General features: G+C 38.5%; 15 protein-coding genes. 10 read left to right on the top strand and 5 right to left on the bottom strand.

Annotated features, from left to right (window positions below):
* Positions 1–76 precede the first annotated feature (76 nt).
* Both B1202_RS12680 and B1202_RS12675 read right to left on the bottom strand, forming a co-directional pair.
* Complete coding sequence (locus B1202_RS12680; RefSeq protein ID WP_078190973.1) at positions 77–631, bottom strand: thermonuclease family protein; 555 nt, start codon at positions 629–631, stop codon at positions 77–79.
* Between the two features lie 218 nt (positions 632–849).
* A complete protein-coding gene (locus tag B1202_RS12675; protein ID WP_078190972.1) occupies positions 850–1,767 on the bottom strand; it encodes a LysR family transcriptional regulator in 918 nt (305 codons plus the stop codon).
* Positions 1,768–1,860: 93 nt separating this feature from the next.
* On the opposite strand from B1202_RS12675, the gene B1202_RS12670 reads away from it, so the two are divergent.
* From B1202_RS12670 to B1202_RS12650, 5 genes are all read left to right on the top strand, one after another.
* Entirely contained in the window at positions 1,861–3,102 is a 1,242-nt protein-coding gene (locus B1202_RS12670; RefSeq protein WP_078190971.1) for an acyl-CoA dehydrogenase family protein, read from the top strand.
* A 110-nt stretch (positions 3,103–3,212) separates the two neighbouring features.
* Positions 3,213–4,334, top strand: a complete 1,122-nt coding sequence (locus B1202_RS12665) for a phosphotransferase family protein (protein WP_078190970.1) — start codon at positions 3,213–3,215, stop codon at positions 4,332–4,334.
* Positions 4,331–5,029 (top strand): histidine phosphatase family protein, encoded by a 699-nt coding sequence (locus B1202_RS12660; protein ID WP_078190969.1) that lies wholly within the window; start codon positions 4,331–4,333, stop codon positions 5,027–5,029. Before B1202_RS12665 ends, B1202_RS12660 begins: the two co-directional genes overlap by 4 nt.
* Positions 5,030–5,048: 19 nt before the next feature.
* Positions 5,049–5,792 (top strand): SDR family oxidoreductase, encoded by a 744-nt coding sequence (locus tag B1202_RS12655; RefSeq protein ID WP_078190968.1) that lies wholly within the window; start codon positions 5,049–5,051, stop codon positions 5,790–5,792.
* Between the two features lie 293 nt (positions 5,793–6,085).
* The gene (locus B1202_RS12650) at positions 6,086–7,132 is read left to right on the top strand and encodes a fatty acid desaturase (protein ID WP_078190967.1); all 1,047 of its coding nucleotides are present in this window, start codon (positions 6,086–6,088) and stop codon (positions 7,130–7,132) included.
* A 64-nt stretch (positions 7,133–7,196) separates the two neighbouring features.
* Here the strand turns inward: B1202_RS12650 and B1202_RS12645 are convergent, their stop codons facing one another.
* Entirely contained in the window at positions 7,197–8,597 is a 1,401-nt protein-coding gene (locus tag B1202_RS12645) for an alpha/beta hydrolase-fold protein (protein WP_078190966.1), read from the bottom strand.
* Positions 8,598–8,778: 181 nt separating this feature from the next.
* Between B1202_RS12645 and B1202_RS12640 the strand changes: the two genes are divergently transcribed.
* Both B1202_RS12640 and B1202_RS12635 read left to right on the top strand, forming a co-directional pair.
* The gene (locus B1202_RS12640; protein WP_078190965.1) at positions 8,779–9,495 is read left to right on the top strand and encodes an SGNH/GDSL hydrolase family protein; all 717 of its coding nucleotides are present in this window, start codon (positions 8,779–8,781) and stop codon (positions 9,493–9,495) included.
* Between the two features lie 39 nt (positions 9,496–9,534).
* Positions 9,535–10,143 (top strand): uracil-DNA glycosylase family protein, encoded by a 609-nt coding sequence (locus tag B1202_RS12635; RefSeq protein ID WP_078190964.1) that lies wholly within the window; start codon positions 9,535–9,537, stop codon positions 10,141–10,143.
* A 107-nt stretch (positions 10,144–10,250) separates the two neighbouring features.
* Here the strand turns inward: B1202_RS12635 and B1202_RS12630 are convergent, their stop codons facing one another.
* Complete coding sequence (locus B1202_RS12630) at positions 10,251–10,688, bottom strand: hypothetical protein (protein ID WP_078190963.1); 438 nt, start codon at positions 10,686–10,688, stop codon at positions 10,251–10,253.
* Positions 10,689–10,850: 162 nt separating this feature from the next.
* Between B1202_RS12630 and B1202_RS12625 the strand changes: the two genes are divergently transcribed.
* Positions 10,851–11,480 (top strand): class I SAM-dependent methyltransferase, encoded by a 630-nt coding sequence (locus B1202_RS12625; RefSeq protein WP_171262657.1) that lies wholly within the window; start codon positions 10,851–10,853, stop codon positions 11,478–11,480.
* A 109-nt stretch (positions 11,481–11,589) separates the two neighbouring features.
* Here B1202_RS12625 and B1202_RS12620 read toward each other — a convergent pair whose 3' ends face one another.
* A complete protein-coding gene (locus tag B1202_RS12620) occupies positions 11,590–13,146 on the bottom strand; it encodes a phospholipase D family protein (protein ID WP_078190961.1) in 1,557 nt (518 codons plus the stop codon).
* A 125-nt stretch (positions 13,147–13,271) separates the two neighbouring features.
* On the opposite strand from B1202_RS12620, the gene B1202_RS12615 reads away from it, so the two are divergent.
* Together B1202_RS12615 and B1202_RS12610 are read left to right on the top strand one after the other, a co-directional pair.
* Positions 13,272–14,387, top strand: a complete 1,116-nt coding sequence (locus B1202_RS12615; protein ID WP_078191045.1) for an S-(hydroxymethyl)glutathione dehydrogenase/class III alcohol dehydrogenase — start codon at positions 13,272–13,274, stop codon at positions 14,385–14,387.
* A gap of 291 nt (positions 14,388–14,678) precedes the next feature.
* Positions 14,679–15,698 carry a flavin reductase family protein gene (locus B1202_RS12610; protein ID WP_078190960.1) on the top strand — a complete coding sequence of 340 codons (1,020 nt, stop codon included), beginning with the start codon at positions 14,679–14,681 and terminating at the stop codon, positions 15,696–15,698.
* The last annotated feature ends 9 nt before the right edge of the window (positions 15,699–15,707 follow it).

Here is a 15,707-nt window from a genome sequence, read left to right as displayed (position 1 = left end):
GCGAAGTAAAAAAAGGTCAAATATTAGACATGGCTAAGTCATCAAATATTCCTTAGCGATGCTGTAATGTGGTCTGTTATTTATGTAATTTACGATACTCTTTAGGGCGCATTGGACGACTGGCTTTCCACAAACCTTTCTTTTGCTTACGTGCTTTGCTTTGTAAATTCATCATATAGTTCAAATGCTTTTGGTCACGGATGTATTCTTCGTATACCCACGCAGCACCACGTTTTACCATTTCTTCATTCATGCATTTACGATAGCGATAAATAACCCCAACGCAGCGGCCATAACGGTCTACATCAGTGATTTTTACGCGAACAAATTTCTTATATACCATAGATTTGATCAGTCGAGCGGACTCTTTACCGTAGGCTTGTGTCGATTCTGGTGCATCCACATAAGCAAAGCGAAGTTTGGTTTTAGAACGTCTTAGATTCATCCGATAGCAGGTGAGGGTATCGCCATCACTAATATCAGATACACGGCAGAGGTAAGATTTTCCTTTCTTAAAGGGTTGAAAAAAATCCTTTAAGAAAATGGTGACTTTATAAAGAACATAGACTGTGATCAGGCACAGTACAGCACCTAAAGCCATGAGCCAATTCGCGGAGAGATTTGAAAGCATACACTATGATATGAACGAGGTCATATCGCATAAAAACAGGAGTTTAGATTTTATAAGAACTCATGATTTATGGCTGTCGAATAAACCGACGGTCAGTTAAAAATACCTTAAATAATCAGCATTTGATCTATAAATATACAGCAAGTTTCATCACGCAAAATTCAATATAAACCCATGTAAATAGCCTAAGCAAATTGATATATCATCATAAAAATAGCCTAAGCAAAAATTTTAGAAATTTCGCTTCGCAAAAAAACATGCCGTGAATTTAATTCCAAATCATTATGCCAATACATCCCAAGTTTAATTTTCGGCAAGTCTACAGGTACATCAAAAATATTCAGTTCGGGAGCAACCTGTAAATGCGTCAAAATATTTTGTGGAATCGTCAATATCGCCTTGGGTTGCTGTGCCAAAATTTGTAGCGCAGTAGAGTAATGCTGGCAGCGTAAAAAAATCTCTCTGGAGTGTTTTTTACGCTTTAAATATATATCCTCAACTAATACACCTGCACGTCGGGAAGAAACCCCAATATGAGGAGCAGAAAGATAAATAGATTCATCCATCTTGGGATGTTGACTACAAACCACGAATTGGTCTTCAACCAAGGTTTGAAAATTTATTTTCTCACCAAAGTTTTGCTCAAGGTCAATCGCAAAATCGATTTGCTGTGCAGCTAGATCAGCCACAATGGTTTTACGATCTAATTTAATACTGGAAAATTGGATCTGAAACTGCTGCTGTTGAAAATGTGCAACTAACTTGGGAAAAATGATCGGCTCAATTTCATCATGTACCGCAATTTTTAAGCTCTGCACCATCGACGGCGTAAATTGTTGTTTTTGGATAGAAATGCTTTGAATTGCAATAAGCGCATTTTTAATTACAGGATAGATCTGTTCAGCAAATGGTGTTGGGAGCATTTTTGCCCCAGCACGTACAAATAAGTCATCTTGTAAATGTTGTCTTAAACGTTGAAGCGCATGACTCGCTGCAGACTGAGTAATACACAAAATTTGTGCAGCTTTTGAAATGCTTTTTTGCTCATAAATTGCGATATACAGTGGATATAAATTGATATCCATACGGTGGAAAACACCCATATCGATGACGGTATTTTTATGAATACTATTCATGTTCATCTATTGAATTAAATCATTTTGTTCATATTAGATTTCAGGTTATGGTGTTGTAAAGCGTAAAGATCAGAATATTTAAAGGATGTTGTCATGTTTGAACTTTCAGCACGTGCACAAGATTATATTGAAAGAACAAAAAAATTTATTAAAGATGAAATTGAACCTGTAGAAACTGAGTTTTGGGCAGAAGTTCATGAGTTGAACCAAGGTGGTGATTGGACTAAATGGCAATGGCCGGCACAGTTAGAGGTTTTAAAGGATAAAGCCAAAGCTGCAGGCTTATGGAATATGTTTTTACCATGTCCTGAACTTGGGCAAGGCTTATCTGTACAAGAATATGCACACATCGCAGAACTTTCAGGCCGTAGCTTACTTGCACCCACGGTATTCAATTGCAATGCACCAGACAGCGGCAATATGGAAGTGATTTGGCGCTATGGCACGGAACAACAAAAGCAGCAGTGGTTAACACCATTACTAGACGGCAAAATCCGTTCGGTGTTTTGTATGACAGAACCTGCTGTTGCTTCAAGTGATGCCACCAATATGGAAGCTACGGCTGTCGTTGAAGGCGACGAAATTGTGTTGAATGGACGTAAATGGTGGTCTTCTGGTTTAGGTGATCCAAATGCCAAAATCATTATTTTTATGGCGCATACACCAGATGAAAGCAAAGACCGTCATCATCAGCATTCTATGGTTTTAGTACCTGTTGAAACTGCTGGAGTCAAAATCGAACGTATGTTACCTGTGTTTGGCGACTATGATGCGCCACATGGACATGGTGAAATTAGCTTCACAAATGTTCGTGTTCCTGTTGCAAACTTCATTGGAGGCGCAGGTCAAGGTTTTGAAATTGCACAAGGTCGTTTAGGCCCAGGCCGTATTCATCATTGTATGCGTTGTATTGGTGCTGCCGAAAAATCGCTAGAACTGATGATTGACCGCGGTATGAGCCGTACAGCTTTTGGTAAAGAAATTTTAAAACTCGGTGGCAATTTAGAGCGTGTTGCAGAAGCGCGTGTTGCGATTGATCAAGCACGTTTGCTGACCCTTTATGCAGCATATAAAATGGATACTCTAGGGAATATGGCTGCATTAACCGAGATTTCTGCAATTAAAGTGGTCGCGCCGAGTGTCTTAGAAAAAGTCGTTGATATGGCGATTCAAATCCACGGTGGTGCTGGGGTTTCTCGAGATACACCGCTCACAGGTTTCTTTGCGCAAGCACGTTCACTGCGTCTAGCTGATGGCCCTGATGAAGTGCATAAAGGTATGATTGCTAAATTAGAATTGGCAAAGCGCGGTTACAGCAGCCGCCGTAAAAAATAAACAAGTTGTAGTCACATATTTGGCATGGCAACCCCGAGTTGTCCATGCTATAAAACTATAGAAAATTATATTTTTATCATCATGATAGATTCAAATTTAGGAAGAAAAGCATGTCAGTGATCGATGTAGGCGGTTCAGTTCGTGAGGGTGAAGAACTGGATGTACGTGCCGTAGGCAATTGGTTGATTGAACATGGCGTTGAAATAGAAGGGCCTGTTGAAGTCACTCAATATTCAGGTGGCGCATCAAATTGGACTTATCGCTTAAAATACGACAATGCTGATTTAATCTTACGTCGTCCACCGAAAGGTACCAAAGCCAAGTCTGCACATGATATGGCACGTGAATTTAACGTACAGAAAGCATTATCTGAATTTTATCCTGTACTCCCTGAAATGGTGGCGCTATGTCAGGACGAATCAATTATTGGCTGTGATTTCTATGTAATGAAACGGGTAGAAGGCATCATTCCACGTGCAAACTTACCCAAAGAAATCAATTTTGATGAAACTCAAGTTCGAGCGTTGTGTACCAACGTCATCGATAAGTTAATTGAACTGCATCAAGTGCCTTATGAAGGCACAGCTTTAGAAAAAATAGGCAAGGGCGACGGGTACTGTCGTCGTCAAGTGGAAGGTTGGGACGCACGCTATGAAAAAGCCAAAACCTTAAATGTTCCTTCTTTTAAATATGTCCGTAATTGGCTCAAAGACAATATTCCTGCTGACTCTAAAACCTGTGTGATTCATAACGACTGGCGTTTTGACAACGTGATTTTAGATCCAAATGACCCAACCCAAGTGATCGGTGTATTGGATTGGGAAATGGCAACACTGGGTGATCCATTGATGGACTTAGGTTCGGCTTTGGCGTATTGGGTTGAAAGTGGCGATAACGCAATTTTTAAAGCGACACGCCGTCAGCCGACTAACTTGAAAGGCATGTTTAGCCGTAAAGAAGTCGTTGAATATTACTTAGAAAAAACTGGTCTTCAAACGGATAATTGGACCTTTTATGAAGTGTTCGGCATTTTCCGTTTGGCTGTGATCGCACAGCAAATTTATTATCGCTTTTACCATAAACAAACCAATAATCCGGCATTTAAAGATTTTTGGATTGTGATCCATGCTTTACATATTCGTGCCTTAAAACTCATCGGTTTGCAAAAACTTGAAGCCAATGATGTGGCACAAAAATATATTGAAAAAATGAAGGATATTTTAGGGAAATGACCACGATATATTTAATTCGGCACGGTCAGGCTTCTTTTGGTGCAGAAAGCTATGACAAGCTTTCTCCCAACGGGGAGCTACAGGCTAAAGTGTTGGGACAGTATTTCGACCGTATTTTAAAAGAAAGTCCTTATGTGGTTGCGGGCTCCATGCAACGTCATCAACAAACAGCCAATCTTGCATTGGCTGAATGCTTTCCAGAAGCACAAGTTGACACAAATAACGCGTGGAATGAATTTAATCATCAGCAAGTTTTTGCTCAATATGAACCTCGATTTAACCAGCCGCATTTATTAAAAGAAGATGTATCTAAGCATGAAAACCCGCGTGCTTATTTATCCAAAATTTTTGAAGGTGCCATAGAGCGTTGGACAGGTGGAGAATTTCATCATGAATACGATGAATCTTGGCCACATTTTAAAAATCGAGTCGAAACAGCGCTAGAAAAATTATGCAATCAACTGGCTGAAACCAAACCACGCTATGCCGTTGTGTTTAGTTCAGGTGGTGTGATCTCTGTTGCAGTCGGTAAAATTTTAGGGCTGAGTCCTGAAAAAACATTTGCACTCAATTGGGCCATTGCCAATACCAGTATGACAACACTGCGTTTAGTTGGAAATGAACCGCAATTACTCAGTTTAAATGAACACCATTTTATAAAAGCAGTTGATCCAAATTTATTGACTTGGATCTAAGATAAACAAAGGAATTATCATGGCTAAAACAATTTTAATTACAGGTGCAAGCTCAGGGATTGGTGCAGGAATGGCACGCGAGTTTGCCCAAAAAGGCTACAACTTGGCCATTTGCGCACGTCGTTTAGAGCGTCTAGAAACGCTAAAACAGGAATTGGAAAGCCAATATGGCATCAAAGTGATTGCGAAAACCCTCGATGTCACAAATTACGATCAAGTGTTTGAAGTGTTCCGTGCCTTTAAAGCAGATTTTGGCAGTATTGACCGTGTTATTGTCAACGCAGGTGTCGGTGAAGGTCGTCGTATTGGTAAAGGCAATTTTGAAATTAACCGTGCCACAGTTGAAACTAACTTTATCTCTGCATTAGCGCAATGTGAAGCTGCGGTTGAAATTTTCCGTAGCCAAAATGCAGGGCATTTGGTGGTGATTTCTTCAATGAGTGCTATGCGCGGTATGCCTAAACATTTAACGGCTTATGGTGCAAGTAAAGCAGGTGTTGCTGCTCTAGCTGAAGGTATTCGTGCAGAGCTGATTGATACCCCAATTAAAGTGACGACTATTTTCCCTGGTTATATTCGTACAGAGATCAATGAAGGTGCGAAAAAACTACCATTTGAAGTCGATGAAAAAACTGGTTCACATCTTTTAGCAAAAGCCATTGAGAAAGCACCGGTTAAAGCCTATGTACCACAATGGCCGTGGTTGCCTCTAGGTCTTGCGATGAAAGTATTGCCGTTGAAGATCGTGAATAAATTGGGTTAAACCTTTATGTAATAATAAAGCTCCAATATTGGGGCTTTTTTATTCTCAAATGATATTCACAACCTTCTGAATGTTAAAATGAATACAGAAAACCTGTGATGAAAAGGCATTAAAAGCAGCCGACTTTGCAAAGAAATATTGGAGTAATTACTCAGATTATTTATAAATAAGATATTGAAAATAAATAAAATGTTGAATATTTGAACAGACGATGATTTGTTCTCAAAATAGCGATTTCCTTTTTTTTAATTTGCTTTAATGTACAACTGTTCATTAATTTTTAGGTTTGTACTATGTCTATGTCTTCCGATATGACAGATCAACAGCGAATTAACAAAGTCAGAACTGTCGTAACGAAAGCTGGTGAAGACTTACGTCAGCAATATCCCATTTTAAAACATCAAAACTTTATAGGCGCAGCCATCCTTATTTTTGCGCTACTGGGAATGTTGGGTTCAGCTTGGGCATTTGCTGCTGGCATTTTACCGACATGGGCTTGTGTGATTTTGGTGGCGATGTTTGCTTCACTGACACATGAATTAGAACATGACCTGATTCATTATATGTATTTTAAAAAGACGCCGTGGGCTCATCATCTCATGTTGGCCTTGGTTTGGTTAGCACGTCCCAATACTATTAGTCCTTGGGCACGTCGTCGTTTACACCTCAATCATCATAAGTATTCAGGTTCCGAATACGACTTGGAAGAACGGGGCATCAGTAATGGCATGCCGTGGGGATTACGTCGTATATTGGTCATGAGCGATCAATTGATGACGGTGTATTTGCGCCCATTTCAAATGTTTAAAATGATTGGGAAATTCATTGAAAAACAACCTGAAAAAGAACGTAAAACTGCATTGTTCTCTCAACTGACTGGATTTTTTCCTTTGAGTTTTGTTTATTACGGCATTTGGTATGTATTTGTCATTTATCATGTGGTGAATGGTATTGCTCCAATGTTAGGACAAAGTATTAGTTGGTCAGTCAATTTAGTGAAGTTAATTCCAACGATTAATTTTCTAGCTGTGGTTTGGATTATTCCGAACTTTATACGCTCTTTCTGCTTACAATTTATCAGCTCAAATATGCATTATTATGGTGATATTGACCCACGTGATGTCATTAAACAAACTCAGGTGTTAAATCCTTGGTGGTTGTTCCCAATGCAAGTATTTTGCTTTAATTTCGGTTCGACCCATGCCATCCACCATTTTGTGGTCAAAGAGCCGTTTTATATTCGTCACCTAACTGCAAAAACTGCACACCAAGTCATGCGTGAGGTTGGTGTACGTTTCAATGATTTTGGAACCTTTAAACGCATAAACCGCTGGAATTAAATTAATACCAACTTCAAAAAAAGCCCTCAATTGAGGGCTTTTTTATGAGCAAAACTTTTATAAATTACTTGTGTGCAAAAAAATGTTTGAGCGCATCTTGTAAGGCAACTTGCCATACCGCGTAGGAATGACCGCCTATATACGATTGGTAATGCACATCATGACCTGTATTTTTTAAGTCGGCTGCAACAATAGGCGAAGTCTCTAAAATACTCAGTTCATTATTATTTCGTGAGCTTTCATAACTATTGGCGGTAATAAACCAATGCTGTTTAGGTTGTGAGGTTTTATCACGAATGATTTTACTCATGCCATTTGGGAGGTCTGTCGCTGCATTTTGCCACCAAAATGATCCAGATAAAGGTACGACATGACTAATTAGATTTGGATTTTCTAAGGCTAAATAAGCTGAACTTAAACCACCAAGGCTTGACCCGAGCAATACCGTTTTTTTCGAATAGACTTTTGCAGGTGCATTTTTTTGAATCCAAGGCATCAGTTCATCACTAAAAAATGCTGAAAATTTTACATTTGGTGTTAATTCTTTAGGTCGTTCCTGATCGTTCGGTGGAGACACAAATATGGCTTGAATTGGCGGTAATTGACCTTGCTCAACTAAAATGTCTAATGCCTTTGGGACATTCAGCAATTCGTTATATTGCTGACCATCAAAAAATATTGCAGTGATATAGCTTTGATTTTTCTTAGCTTTAGATTGGTAAATTTGGATTTTACGTGAGTTATTCAAAATTTTGCTATCTAGAACAAACTCTTGTAATTGGGGCTGTTTCACATTTGGATATTGTTTTGGATCAATAAAAGGCGGGGCATCTTTGAGTGCCACAAAATTTTCATTACGTAAGCCTGATGTGTCATCACTTGCGAGATAAGTGTTTTTATTGAAAGGATCAATTCGTTGTACCTGTATCACAGCACGACGCTGCATTCTTGATTCTTTAAGTTTTGGATTCAGATGCGGACAATAATTTGACAGATAACCTTCTAAATTCGGTAAGTCGACAGCAAAGCTATAACTTCCAATGTAACGATGATCAATAATCGATTCTTTAAACCAAATATCGGTATTCGGTAGGCGCGTCAACCATTCATGGTCATTACTTGGGCCACCAATCAGACGAACATTATGCTGCGCACCTTTCCATAAGAAAACTATGCGGCTATGTTGTTCATCATAGTTTTCAATGATTGGTGTACCCATAAGCTCTACACGCTTCCAAAAATCTTCAAGAATTTGAGCATGTTGTTTTGGATTATGATCTAACTGATATTGTAGGTTTAATAATATTTGGCTTTGCGCTTTGACATCTTCACATGCAGCAGCATAGGGGAAATGTTTTTTTTCTGTTGTATCGGTTAAAGTGGGTGAATTTTGAGTTTGGGCAAAAGCAGAAGAAACAGCAAAGCTAATAGAGCAAGCTAAAAAAAGTGGGGAAAGTTTTTTCATTGAAATAATAAAATAGGTAGGATGAAAACTAATAAATGATAATCATTATTAATATAAAAAACTAGCAATATGCCGCTTTTAACAAAAGAAAATGTAGAAAAATAACAATAGAGACAATGCTTTGTTTTATAAACCATTTAAAATAATAAAGACGACAAGTTCTCAATCATTGCTGAATATTATGCTACTCAAAGTATCAACACTGCTGCTATTACCTGCATTACTGATCCAAGGTTACCGTGTGAAAAAAAATACTCCACGTTTAGCAGAACCGGTTGGAGAACGTTGTGGAACGAGTGGTCAGGGTAATCGACCATTATCGCTATTAATACTAGGTGACTCAGCGGCAGCAGGAGTCGGCGTCGAGCATCAGTCGGATGCGTTATTGGGACAATTACTTAAAATTTTATCGCCTGATTATCAAGTTCACTATTGCCTTGAAGCCACAACGGGGCATAACAGCCAGCAAATCATCAATGCTTTGGGTAATGTCGCAAAGCAGAACTTTGATGTCGTGATCAGTTCTGTTGGTGTCAATGATGTCACAGCATTAAAACAACCAGACCAGTGGTTGAAGCTCCAGCAGCGCTTATATCAAGCTGTCGAGGAAAAGTTTCATCCAAAGCTATTGATCATTTCAGGTGTGCCACCGATGGATGAGTTTCCAGCTTTACCATTTCCATTGTCATGGCTGTTTGGACAGTATTCACAGCAGATGAATGCGCTGTTAAAAATTTATGTTAATACTCAAGCGAATATGCGATTAATTGAATACGATTTACACGAGTATCGTGAGAAAAATTTACAAATGGCACAAGATGGCTTTCACCCGAGTAAAGAAATTTATCAGTTATGGGCTGAAAAAATAGCAAAACACATCACTGAACAATTTTCATAGACATTTTATGATTCAACCACTGGGCGAAGTTAAATCTACATGAGCAAAGATATTTCCGACGCGAAACCGCAAATAGAAACGCATCCTTTAGCGCCATTTTTGCCATCAAATGGGAAACTCTTGATGCTAGGGAGTTTTCCGCCACCTAAAATACGCTGGAAAATGGATTTTTATTATCCAAATTTTCAAAATGACATGTGGAAAATCTTTGGCCTATGTTTTTTTCAGGATAAAAATCATTTTCTCAATCTAGAGAGCAAAACTTTTAAAGAACAGCTCATTCGAGATTTTTTAAATGAAACAGGTATAGGCATTTTTGATACAGCCTATCAAGTGATTCGTTTGAAAGGCAATGCATCAGACAAGTTTTTACAGATCCATCAGCCAACCGATATTGCGAAGCTACTTCAAAAAATGCCGAATTGTCACAGTATTATGACGACGGGAGACAAAGCGACTGATACATTAATGCTTTCTATGCCTGAAAACACCGAAAAACCACACATTGGGCATGCTGTTCGTACCGAATTTGCAGGCAGAGATTTGACTTTATACCGTATGCCGTCATCATCTAGAGCTTATCCATTGGCACTGGGAAAAAAAGCTGAGGCCTATCAAAGCTTATTTAAAGATATAGGCTTACTTTAGGGAAGTTTACGTTATTGTGAGATACCTTGAAATATATGTCTCATTTAAACAGGCAAACATTCAATGATTAAAAGGTGGCATCTTAATAATGGATAAACACCAATTCCTTAGCCATCATATTCAACATAATCCCAAAGGTTTAAACGCGCTTTAATTTCTTTGCGAATATGAGGCAGCATAGGCAGTAAAGTACCATCGATCCATAAACTCAGAGTCTGAGACGAAACTTTTTTGTTTGCATCATCTACAATTTGCGCGCCTTTCACGATCACCAATGTTTCTTCGCTAGCAGCAGTTTCAATGCCTTTAAATAAAAGCTGTAATTCATGACCTGTATCTTGAATTAACCATTCCAACTCAATTTGGATATTGTGATTAGATTTAAGCACAGCTTGACCTTCAATCATTTCATTGTCAGATAAGCAGTCATGCTCAACTCGAACTTTCGACAAAAACCATTCTTGATGACCAAGGTCAGAGAGCGTTGTAAAAGGCGTTAAAATATCACTTAAATTAAATTGGCGGCTTAAATCAAAAAATTGCATTAGAAAACTTTAGGGGGAGATAAAACAAAATAAGCGGTGGATGTTAAAGCATCATCAAGTGTGAGTAAAACCTTTGCTTTTATTGAGATATTTTATGTATAAATAGCATTCAATCTATCTAAATTAAGTCTAAGAAAAATGAATTGCGAAAATAATATACACATAAACGATGTGCCCAGCCCCATAGACTTAAAAGATCCAATCGAAGCTAAACAATGGGCCGCTGAAGTCAATCTTAAACGTCCGTCGCGTTATGACATCTTTCAAATGTATGTTGACTCTATTTTTGCTTTCAACCCGAATGCCCGTGTACTTGAACTGGGTTCAGGTCCAGGTTATTTGGCTGATTTTTTAATCAATCATTGTCCAAATATAGATTACACCGCATTTGATTTCTCCGAAGCTATGCATGACTTGGCAAAAGAAAAATTAAGTGCAGAACAACGCTTAAAATGCAATTTTATAACAGGGGATTTCAAACAATCTGCTTGGGAAAAAGCTCTTCACTTCAATCAGAACAGCGCCTTTGACGTGATTATTATTCATCAAGCTTTACATGAGTTGAGGCATAAGGCGTATGCAGCAGAGTTTCATCGGACTGTAAAAACGTTGTTAAATACACAAGGCGTGTATTTTGTGTGTGATCATCTATATGCACCACATGCACAGCAAAATCATGAGTTGTATATGTCTGTTGAGGAGCATTTAGATGCGCTGAAAGCAGCCAATTATGGCCAAGTGGAATGTCTTGGTGAAGTCAATGGTTTGGTTATTTTCAAAAGCCAGCACTAACAATATCGAGACTGACCAAGAACATCACCTAGTTGTTTGAAAATGCTTAAATCGTTCCAATTAGATCGTATTGATGAGAAAAATCCAAATAATTAGCAGTACATTGTCATTACATCATCCATTCAATGGGGAGGTATGACACTGCTTTTATGCTAAATCTTTGGAATCGAGTTGTTTCGGGTTCATGGGTATAAGTTTTGATTGTTCCATTTTTTTGATGCTCTAACCAAATGATTTCGCCGTTTTTATCCAATTTTAATTCATATGCAATTTGCGGTAAGTATTGGTTTAAAGCCGCCGAAATATCGTTTTGTAATCGATCAGATTTAACGACTAGACCAACTTCCGAATTTAAATTTGCGGAACGTGGATCAAAGTTAAATGATCCAATAAACACCATACCGTCAATATCGAAAAATTTAGCATGCAAACTAGAGGCATTTTTGCCTTTCGCAGGGATGATATTTCCAGTCATGACTTCATACCATGTGCGTTTAGAGCGTTCTATATAGGGTTTAAATTCATATAATTTCACGCCATTTTCGAGTAAGTCTTTGCGATATTTTTGATAAAACGCATGAACGACAGCGACGTCATTGGCTAAAAATGAATTGGTTAAGACACGGACTTCTACATTTTTACCTGCAAGACCCGTCAGAAAGTCAGTTCCTTGTTGCGTGGGAACAAAATAAGCTGAAACCAATTCCATGCGTTCCTTGGGCTGTCCCATCAAAGTAGAAAATTGGTTATAAATCAATTCTTGCTCTTTGGCTTCACCACGTATTTTATTCGGACTATCCGCAATAAAATGTGCTTCGGCCCAGTTTACCGGTCTAAGTTTAAGCTGTGCCGCCAGTTGTTGCTGGGCATAGTTAATACGCTGCTGATCTTTAGTCAACGTTGCAGAATTTTCTTGGTATGTTTGTCTTAATTGACTTAATTCTTCTTTTGTACCTGCACCAATCCATTGCTGAACAGAATAACTTAAATCATCATTCCAAAAGTTCAAAAATACCTGATTGGCTTGTTGAATGGCTTCGCCATAGAAAAGGATGTCCAAATCTGTAAATTGAAAACTTTCACTGGCATCAAAATATTCATTACTGATGTTACGACCACCAGTTACGCCCATAAAACCATCAGCAATAATTAATTTATTATGCATACGATGGTTAATGTGCTTTAAGCGAAATGCATAATCAATGACACGTAATTTTCTAAATTTATAGGGATTAAACAGTTTGATTGAAATATTGGGATGAGCTGAAAGGGATTGTAAGGTCGGATCGAGTTTCGTCCCGTTTTGATCATCAATTAATAGCCTTACTTTTACCCCACGGTCAGCGGCATGCAGTAATTCTTGAAACATCAGATGCCCAATAGCATCATTTTCCCAAATGTAATATTGTAAATCGATGGTGTATTTTGCATTTCGAATCAAATGTAGACGAGAAGCAATACTTAAAAAGGCATCATCTAAGGCTAAATAAGCCGTTTGTTTTTGTTTTAATTTTTCTAAATCTGTAGCAGACGTAATCCATTTTTCTGCATGCGATTGTATAGGGACATCTTTTTTTGACTGATTGCTAGGTAAGCTGCATCCAGTTAATAGGCTGATCGAAACAGTTAAACCGACAGTACAACTTATTTCACGTAATTGTATCATTCGAATAGCATTAATCATTCCTTGAAAAATTCATCATAACATCATGTTTTAAGGTTGTATCTAGGCTTAAAAAGAGGTTACTGTAACTCATCTGTTAATATAAGCCATACAGGATGTTTTTAGACATGAAATCACGTGCAGCCGTTGCTTTTGGACCGGGTCAGCCTTTAGAAATTGTTGAAATTGATGTGGCACCACCTAAAGCAGGTGAGGTTTTAGTCAAAATTAGCCATACAGGTGTGTGTCATACAGATGCATTTACATTGTCAGGTGATGATCCTGAAGGCGTATTTCCAGCAATTTTAGGGCATGAAGGTGCAGGTGTTGTGGTTGAAGTCGGTGAAGGTGTGACCTCAGTTCAACCGGGTGATCATGTTATTCCACTTTATACTGCAGAATGTGGTGAATGTTTATTCTGTAAATCGGGTAAAACGAATCTTTGTGTATCTGTACGAGCAACACAAGGCAAAGGTTTAATGCCAGATGGCACAACACGTTTTTCGTATAATGGTCAACTGATTTATCACTATATGGGCTGTTCAACATTCTCAGAATATACAGTGGTTGCAGAAGTTTCTTTGGCAAAAATTAACCCTGAAGCGAACCATGAGCATGTGTGTTTGTTGGGTTGCGGCGTAACAACAGGCCTTGGTGCAGTTAAAAATACCGCTAAAGTTCAGGAAGGTGACTCAGTTGCAGTCTTTGGTTTAGGTGGAATAGGTTTGGCTGTGGTACAAGGTGCTAAAAAAGCCAAAGCAGGTCGTATCATTGCGGTAGATACCAATCCTGACAAATTCAAACTGGCTGAAGAATTTGGCGCGACGGATTTTGTTAATCCAAAAGATTATGATCGTCCAGTTCAAGAAGTGATTGTAGAAATGACCGGCTGGGGCGTCGACCATTCATTTGAATGTATTGGCAATACCAATGTGATGCGCTCTGCCTTGGAATGTGCTCACCGTGGTTGGGGGCAATCTGTGATTATTGGTGTGGCAGGTGCAGGTCAAGAAATTTCAACCCGCCCATTCCAATTGGTTACAGGTCGTACTTGGAAAGGTACTGCTTTTGGTGGTGTTAAAGGTCGTTCACAATTACCGGGTATGGTAGAAGAAGCCATGTCAGGTGAGATCAAACTTGAACCATTCGTGACCCATACTATGGGGCTGGATAAAATCAATGAAGCTTTTGATTTAATGCATGAAGGTAAATCAATTCGCTCTGTTGTACATTTTGAAGATTAAACATTGATTTAAATATTTTTGATTAAACGACTAATCATTTAAATATTAATGCGTTAATTTTCATTGTTTTAAAAACTAGGCTTTGGCCTAGTTTTTTTATTTGTGTCGTTATAACAAATCAAAACTTCAAATTAGGATTTGCAAAAAGTGACAGATTGTTAGACATAAAATGATAAAAAATGCCAAATGATAGATTTTGTCCCGAATTCACATGGTGGGAAATTAGCACTAAACATAAGGTAAGCATAATTTAAAAACAAATGTATATTAATGCATTATCCGAGGCAAAAAATGACAACTACAAGTTACAAGCCTGAGTGGATTCGGGAAGATTTTATTGATTTTATTGCAGAAAAATTTGATGCAATTTGGGCCTACAAACGTGTTAAAGCGCAATTGGTCAAATCACGTTGTGTGGGGATCGGATTTTATGAACTGAGTTTTTTAGCCAATCGCAACTTTAAAGCAGTAAATTATCGACCAGGCCAATGTGTTCTGGTGACAGTTGTCAAAGATGGTGTACGGCATCAACGTAGCTATAGCGTCGTCGAAATTAATACATCTGGTCATGTGGTGATTGCCGTCAAACAACAAGGCAAAGTGTCCAACTGCCTGACGCAATTAAAAACAGGTGAGGTTGTTGAATTATCGCAACCGCAAGGTGAGTTTGGCCTAAAGCTAAATTCGGATCGACCAATTTTACTGCTTGCTTCTGGTAGTGGCATTACCTCAATCATGGCTTTGTTTAAACAAGCAATTCAGCTTGGACGTCCGGTTGACCTGATTTACTTCAATCGAGATGATGCTTACTTGGATGAATTGATTCAACTAGCGAAGCAATCTAACCATGCACACTTACATGCGATTAATACGCTGAAAACCAAATTGCATATCTCACCAGAGGTGCTAAACCATATGGTTCCTGATTTTAAACAGCGAGATTGCTATGCATGTGGTGCAGCGCCAATGATGCAAAGCATTGAACAACTGTATAGTGAGTTCAAGCTTTCAGAGTATTTAAATACTGAATATTTTCAAATGATTGCAGATGATTCGGTGCCTGCTCAACCTGTCACTTTTAGTTTAGCCCAGCAAGATTTTTTGGCAGAGGGAAATTTACTGGAAAGTGCTGAAAAAGCTGGTTTAAAACCTGCGCATGGCTGTCGGATGGGTATTTGTAATACCTGTTCGTGTACGAAATTACAGGGTTCAGTGAAAAACTTACTCACTGGCGAAATTGATCATGCGAATAACACACAAATCAAATTATGTGTTTCTCAGGCAATTTCACCTGTACGTATTCAACTCTAACCCAAGCCG

Source organism: Acinetobacter amyesii (assembly GCF_002018365.1).
GTDB lineage: Bacteria > Pseudomonadota > Gammaproteobacteria > Pseudomonadales > Moraxellaceae > Acinetobacter > Acinetobacter amyesii.
The sequence above is the reverse complement of the archived record's forward strand: the minus strand, read 5'-3'. Positions and strand labels throughout refer to the sequence as shown.

What these genes read in the sequence shown, in the direction of transcription:
- B1202_RS12615 (WP_078191045.1), top strand. Translation starts at nt 13,272, where the DNA reads ATGAAATCACGTGCAGCCGTTGCTTTTGGACCGGGTCAGCCTTTAGAA.
- B1202_RS12665 (WP_078190970.1), top strand. Translation starts at nt 3,213, where the DNA reads ATGTCAGTGATCGATGTAGGCGGTTCAGTTCGTGAGGGTGAAGAACTG.
- B1202_RS12675 (WP_078190972.1), bottom strand. Translation starts at nt 1,767, where the DNA reads ATGAATAGTATTCATAAAAATACCGTCATCGATATGGGTGTTTTCCAC.
- B1202_RS12610 (WP_078190960.1), top strand. Translation starts at nt 14,679, where the DNA reads ATGACAACTACAAGTTACAAGCCTGAGTGGATTCGGGAAGATTTTATT.
- B1202_RS12645 (WP_078190966.1), bottom strand. Translation starts at nt 8,597, where the DNA reads ATGAAAAAACTTTCCCCACTTTTTTTAGCTTGCTCTATTAGCTTTGCT.
- B1202_RS12650 (WP_078190967.1), top strand. Translation starts at nt 6,086, where the DNA reads ATGTCTATGTCTTCCGATATGACAGATCAACAGCGAATTAACAAAGTC.
- B1202_RS12635 (WP_078190964.1), top strand. Translation starts at nt 9,535, where the DNA reads ATGAGCAAAGATATTTCCGACGCGAAACCGCAAATAGAAACGCATCCT.
- B1202_RS12680 (WP_078190973.1), bottom strand. Translation starts at nt 631, where the DNA reads ATGCTTTCAAATCTCTCCGCGAATTGGCTCATGGCTTTAGGTGCTGTA.
- B1202_RS12620 (WP_078190961.1), bottom strand. Translation starts at nt 13,146, where the DNA reads ATGATACAATTACGTGAAATAAGTTGTACTGTCGGTTTAACTGTTTCG.
- B1202_RS12660 (WP_078190969.1), top strand. Translation starts at nt 4,331, where the DNA reads ATGACCACGATATATTTAATTCGGCACGGTCAGGCTTCTTTTGGTGCA.
- B1202_RS12670 (WP_078190971.1), top strand. Translation starts at nt 1,861, where the DNA reads ATGTTTGAACTTTCAGCACGTGCACAAGATTATATTGAAAGAACAAAA.
- B1202_RS12630 (WP_078190963.1), bottom strand. Translation starts at nt 10,688, where the DNA reads ATGCAATTTTTTGATTTAAGCCGCCAATTTAATTTAAGTGATATTTTA.
- B1202_RS12655 (WP_078190968.1), top strand. Translation starts at nt 5,049, where the DNA reads ATGGCTAAAACAATTTTAATTACAGGTGCAAGCTCAGGGATTGGTGCA.
- B1202_RS12640 (WP_078190965.1), top strand. Translation starts at nt 8,779, where the DNA reads ATGCTACTCAAAGTATCAACACTGCTGCTATTACCTGCATTACTGATC.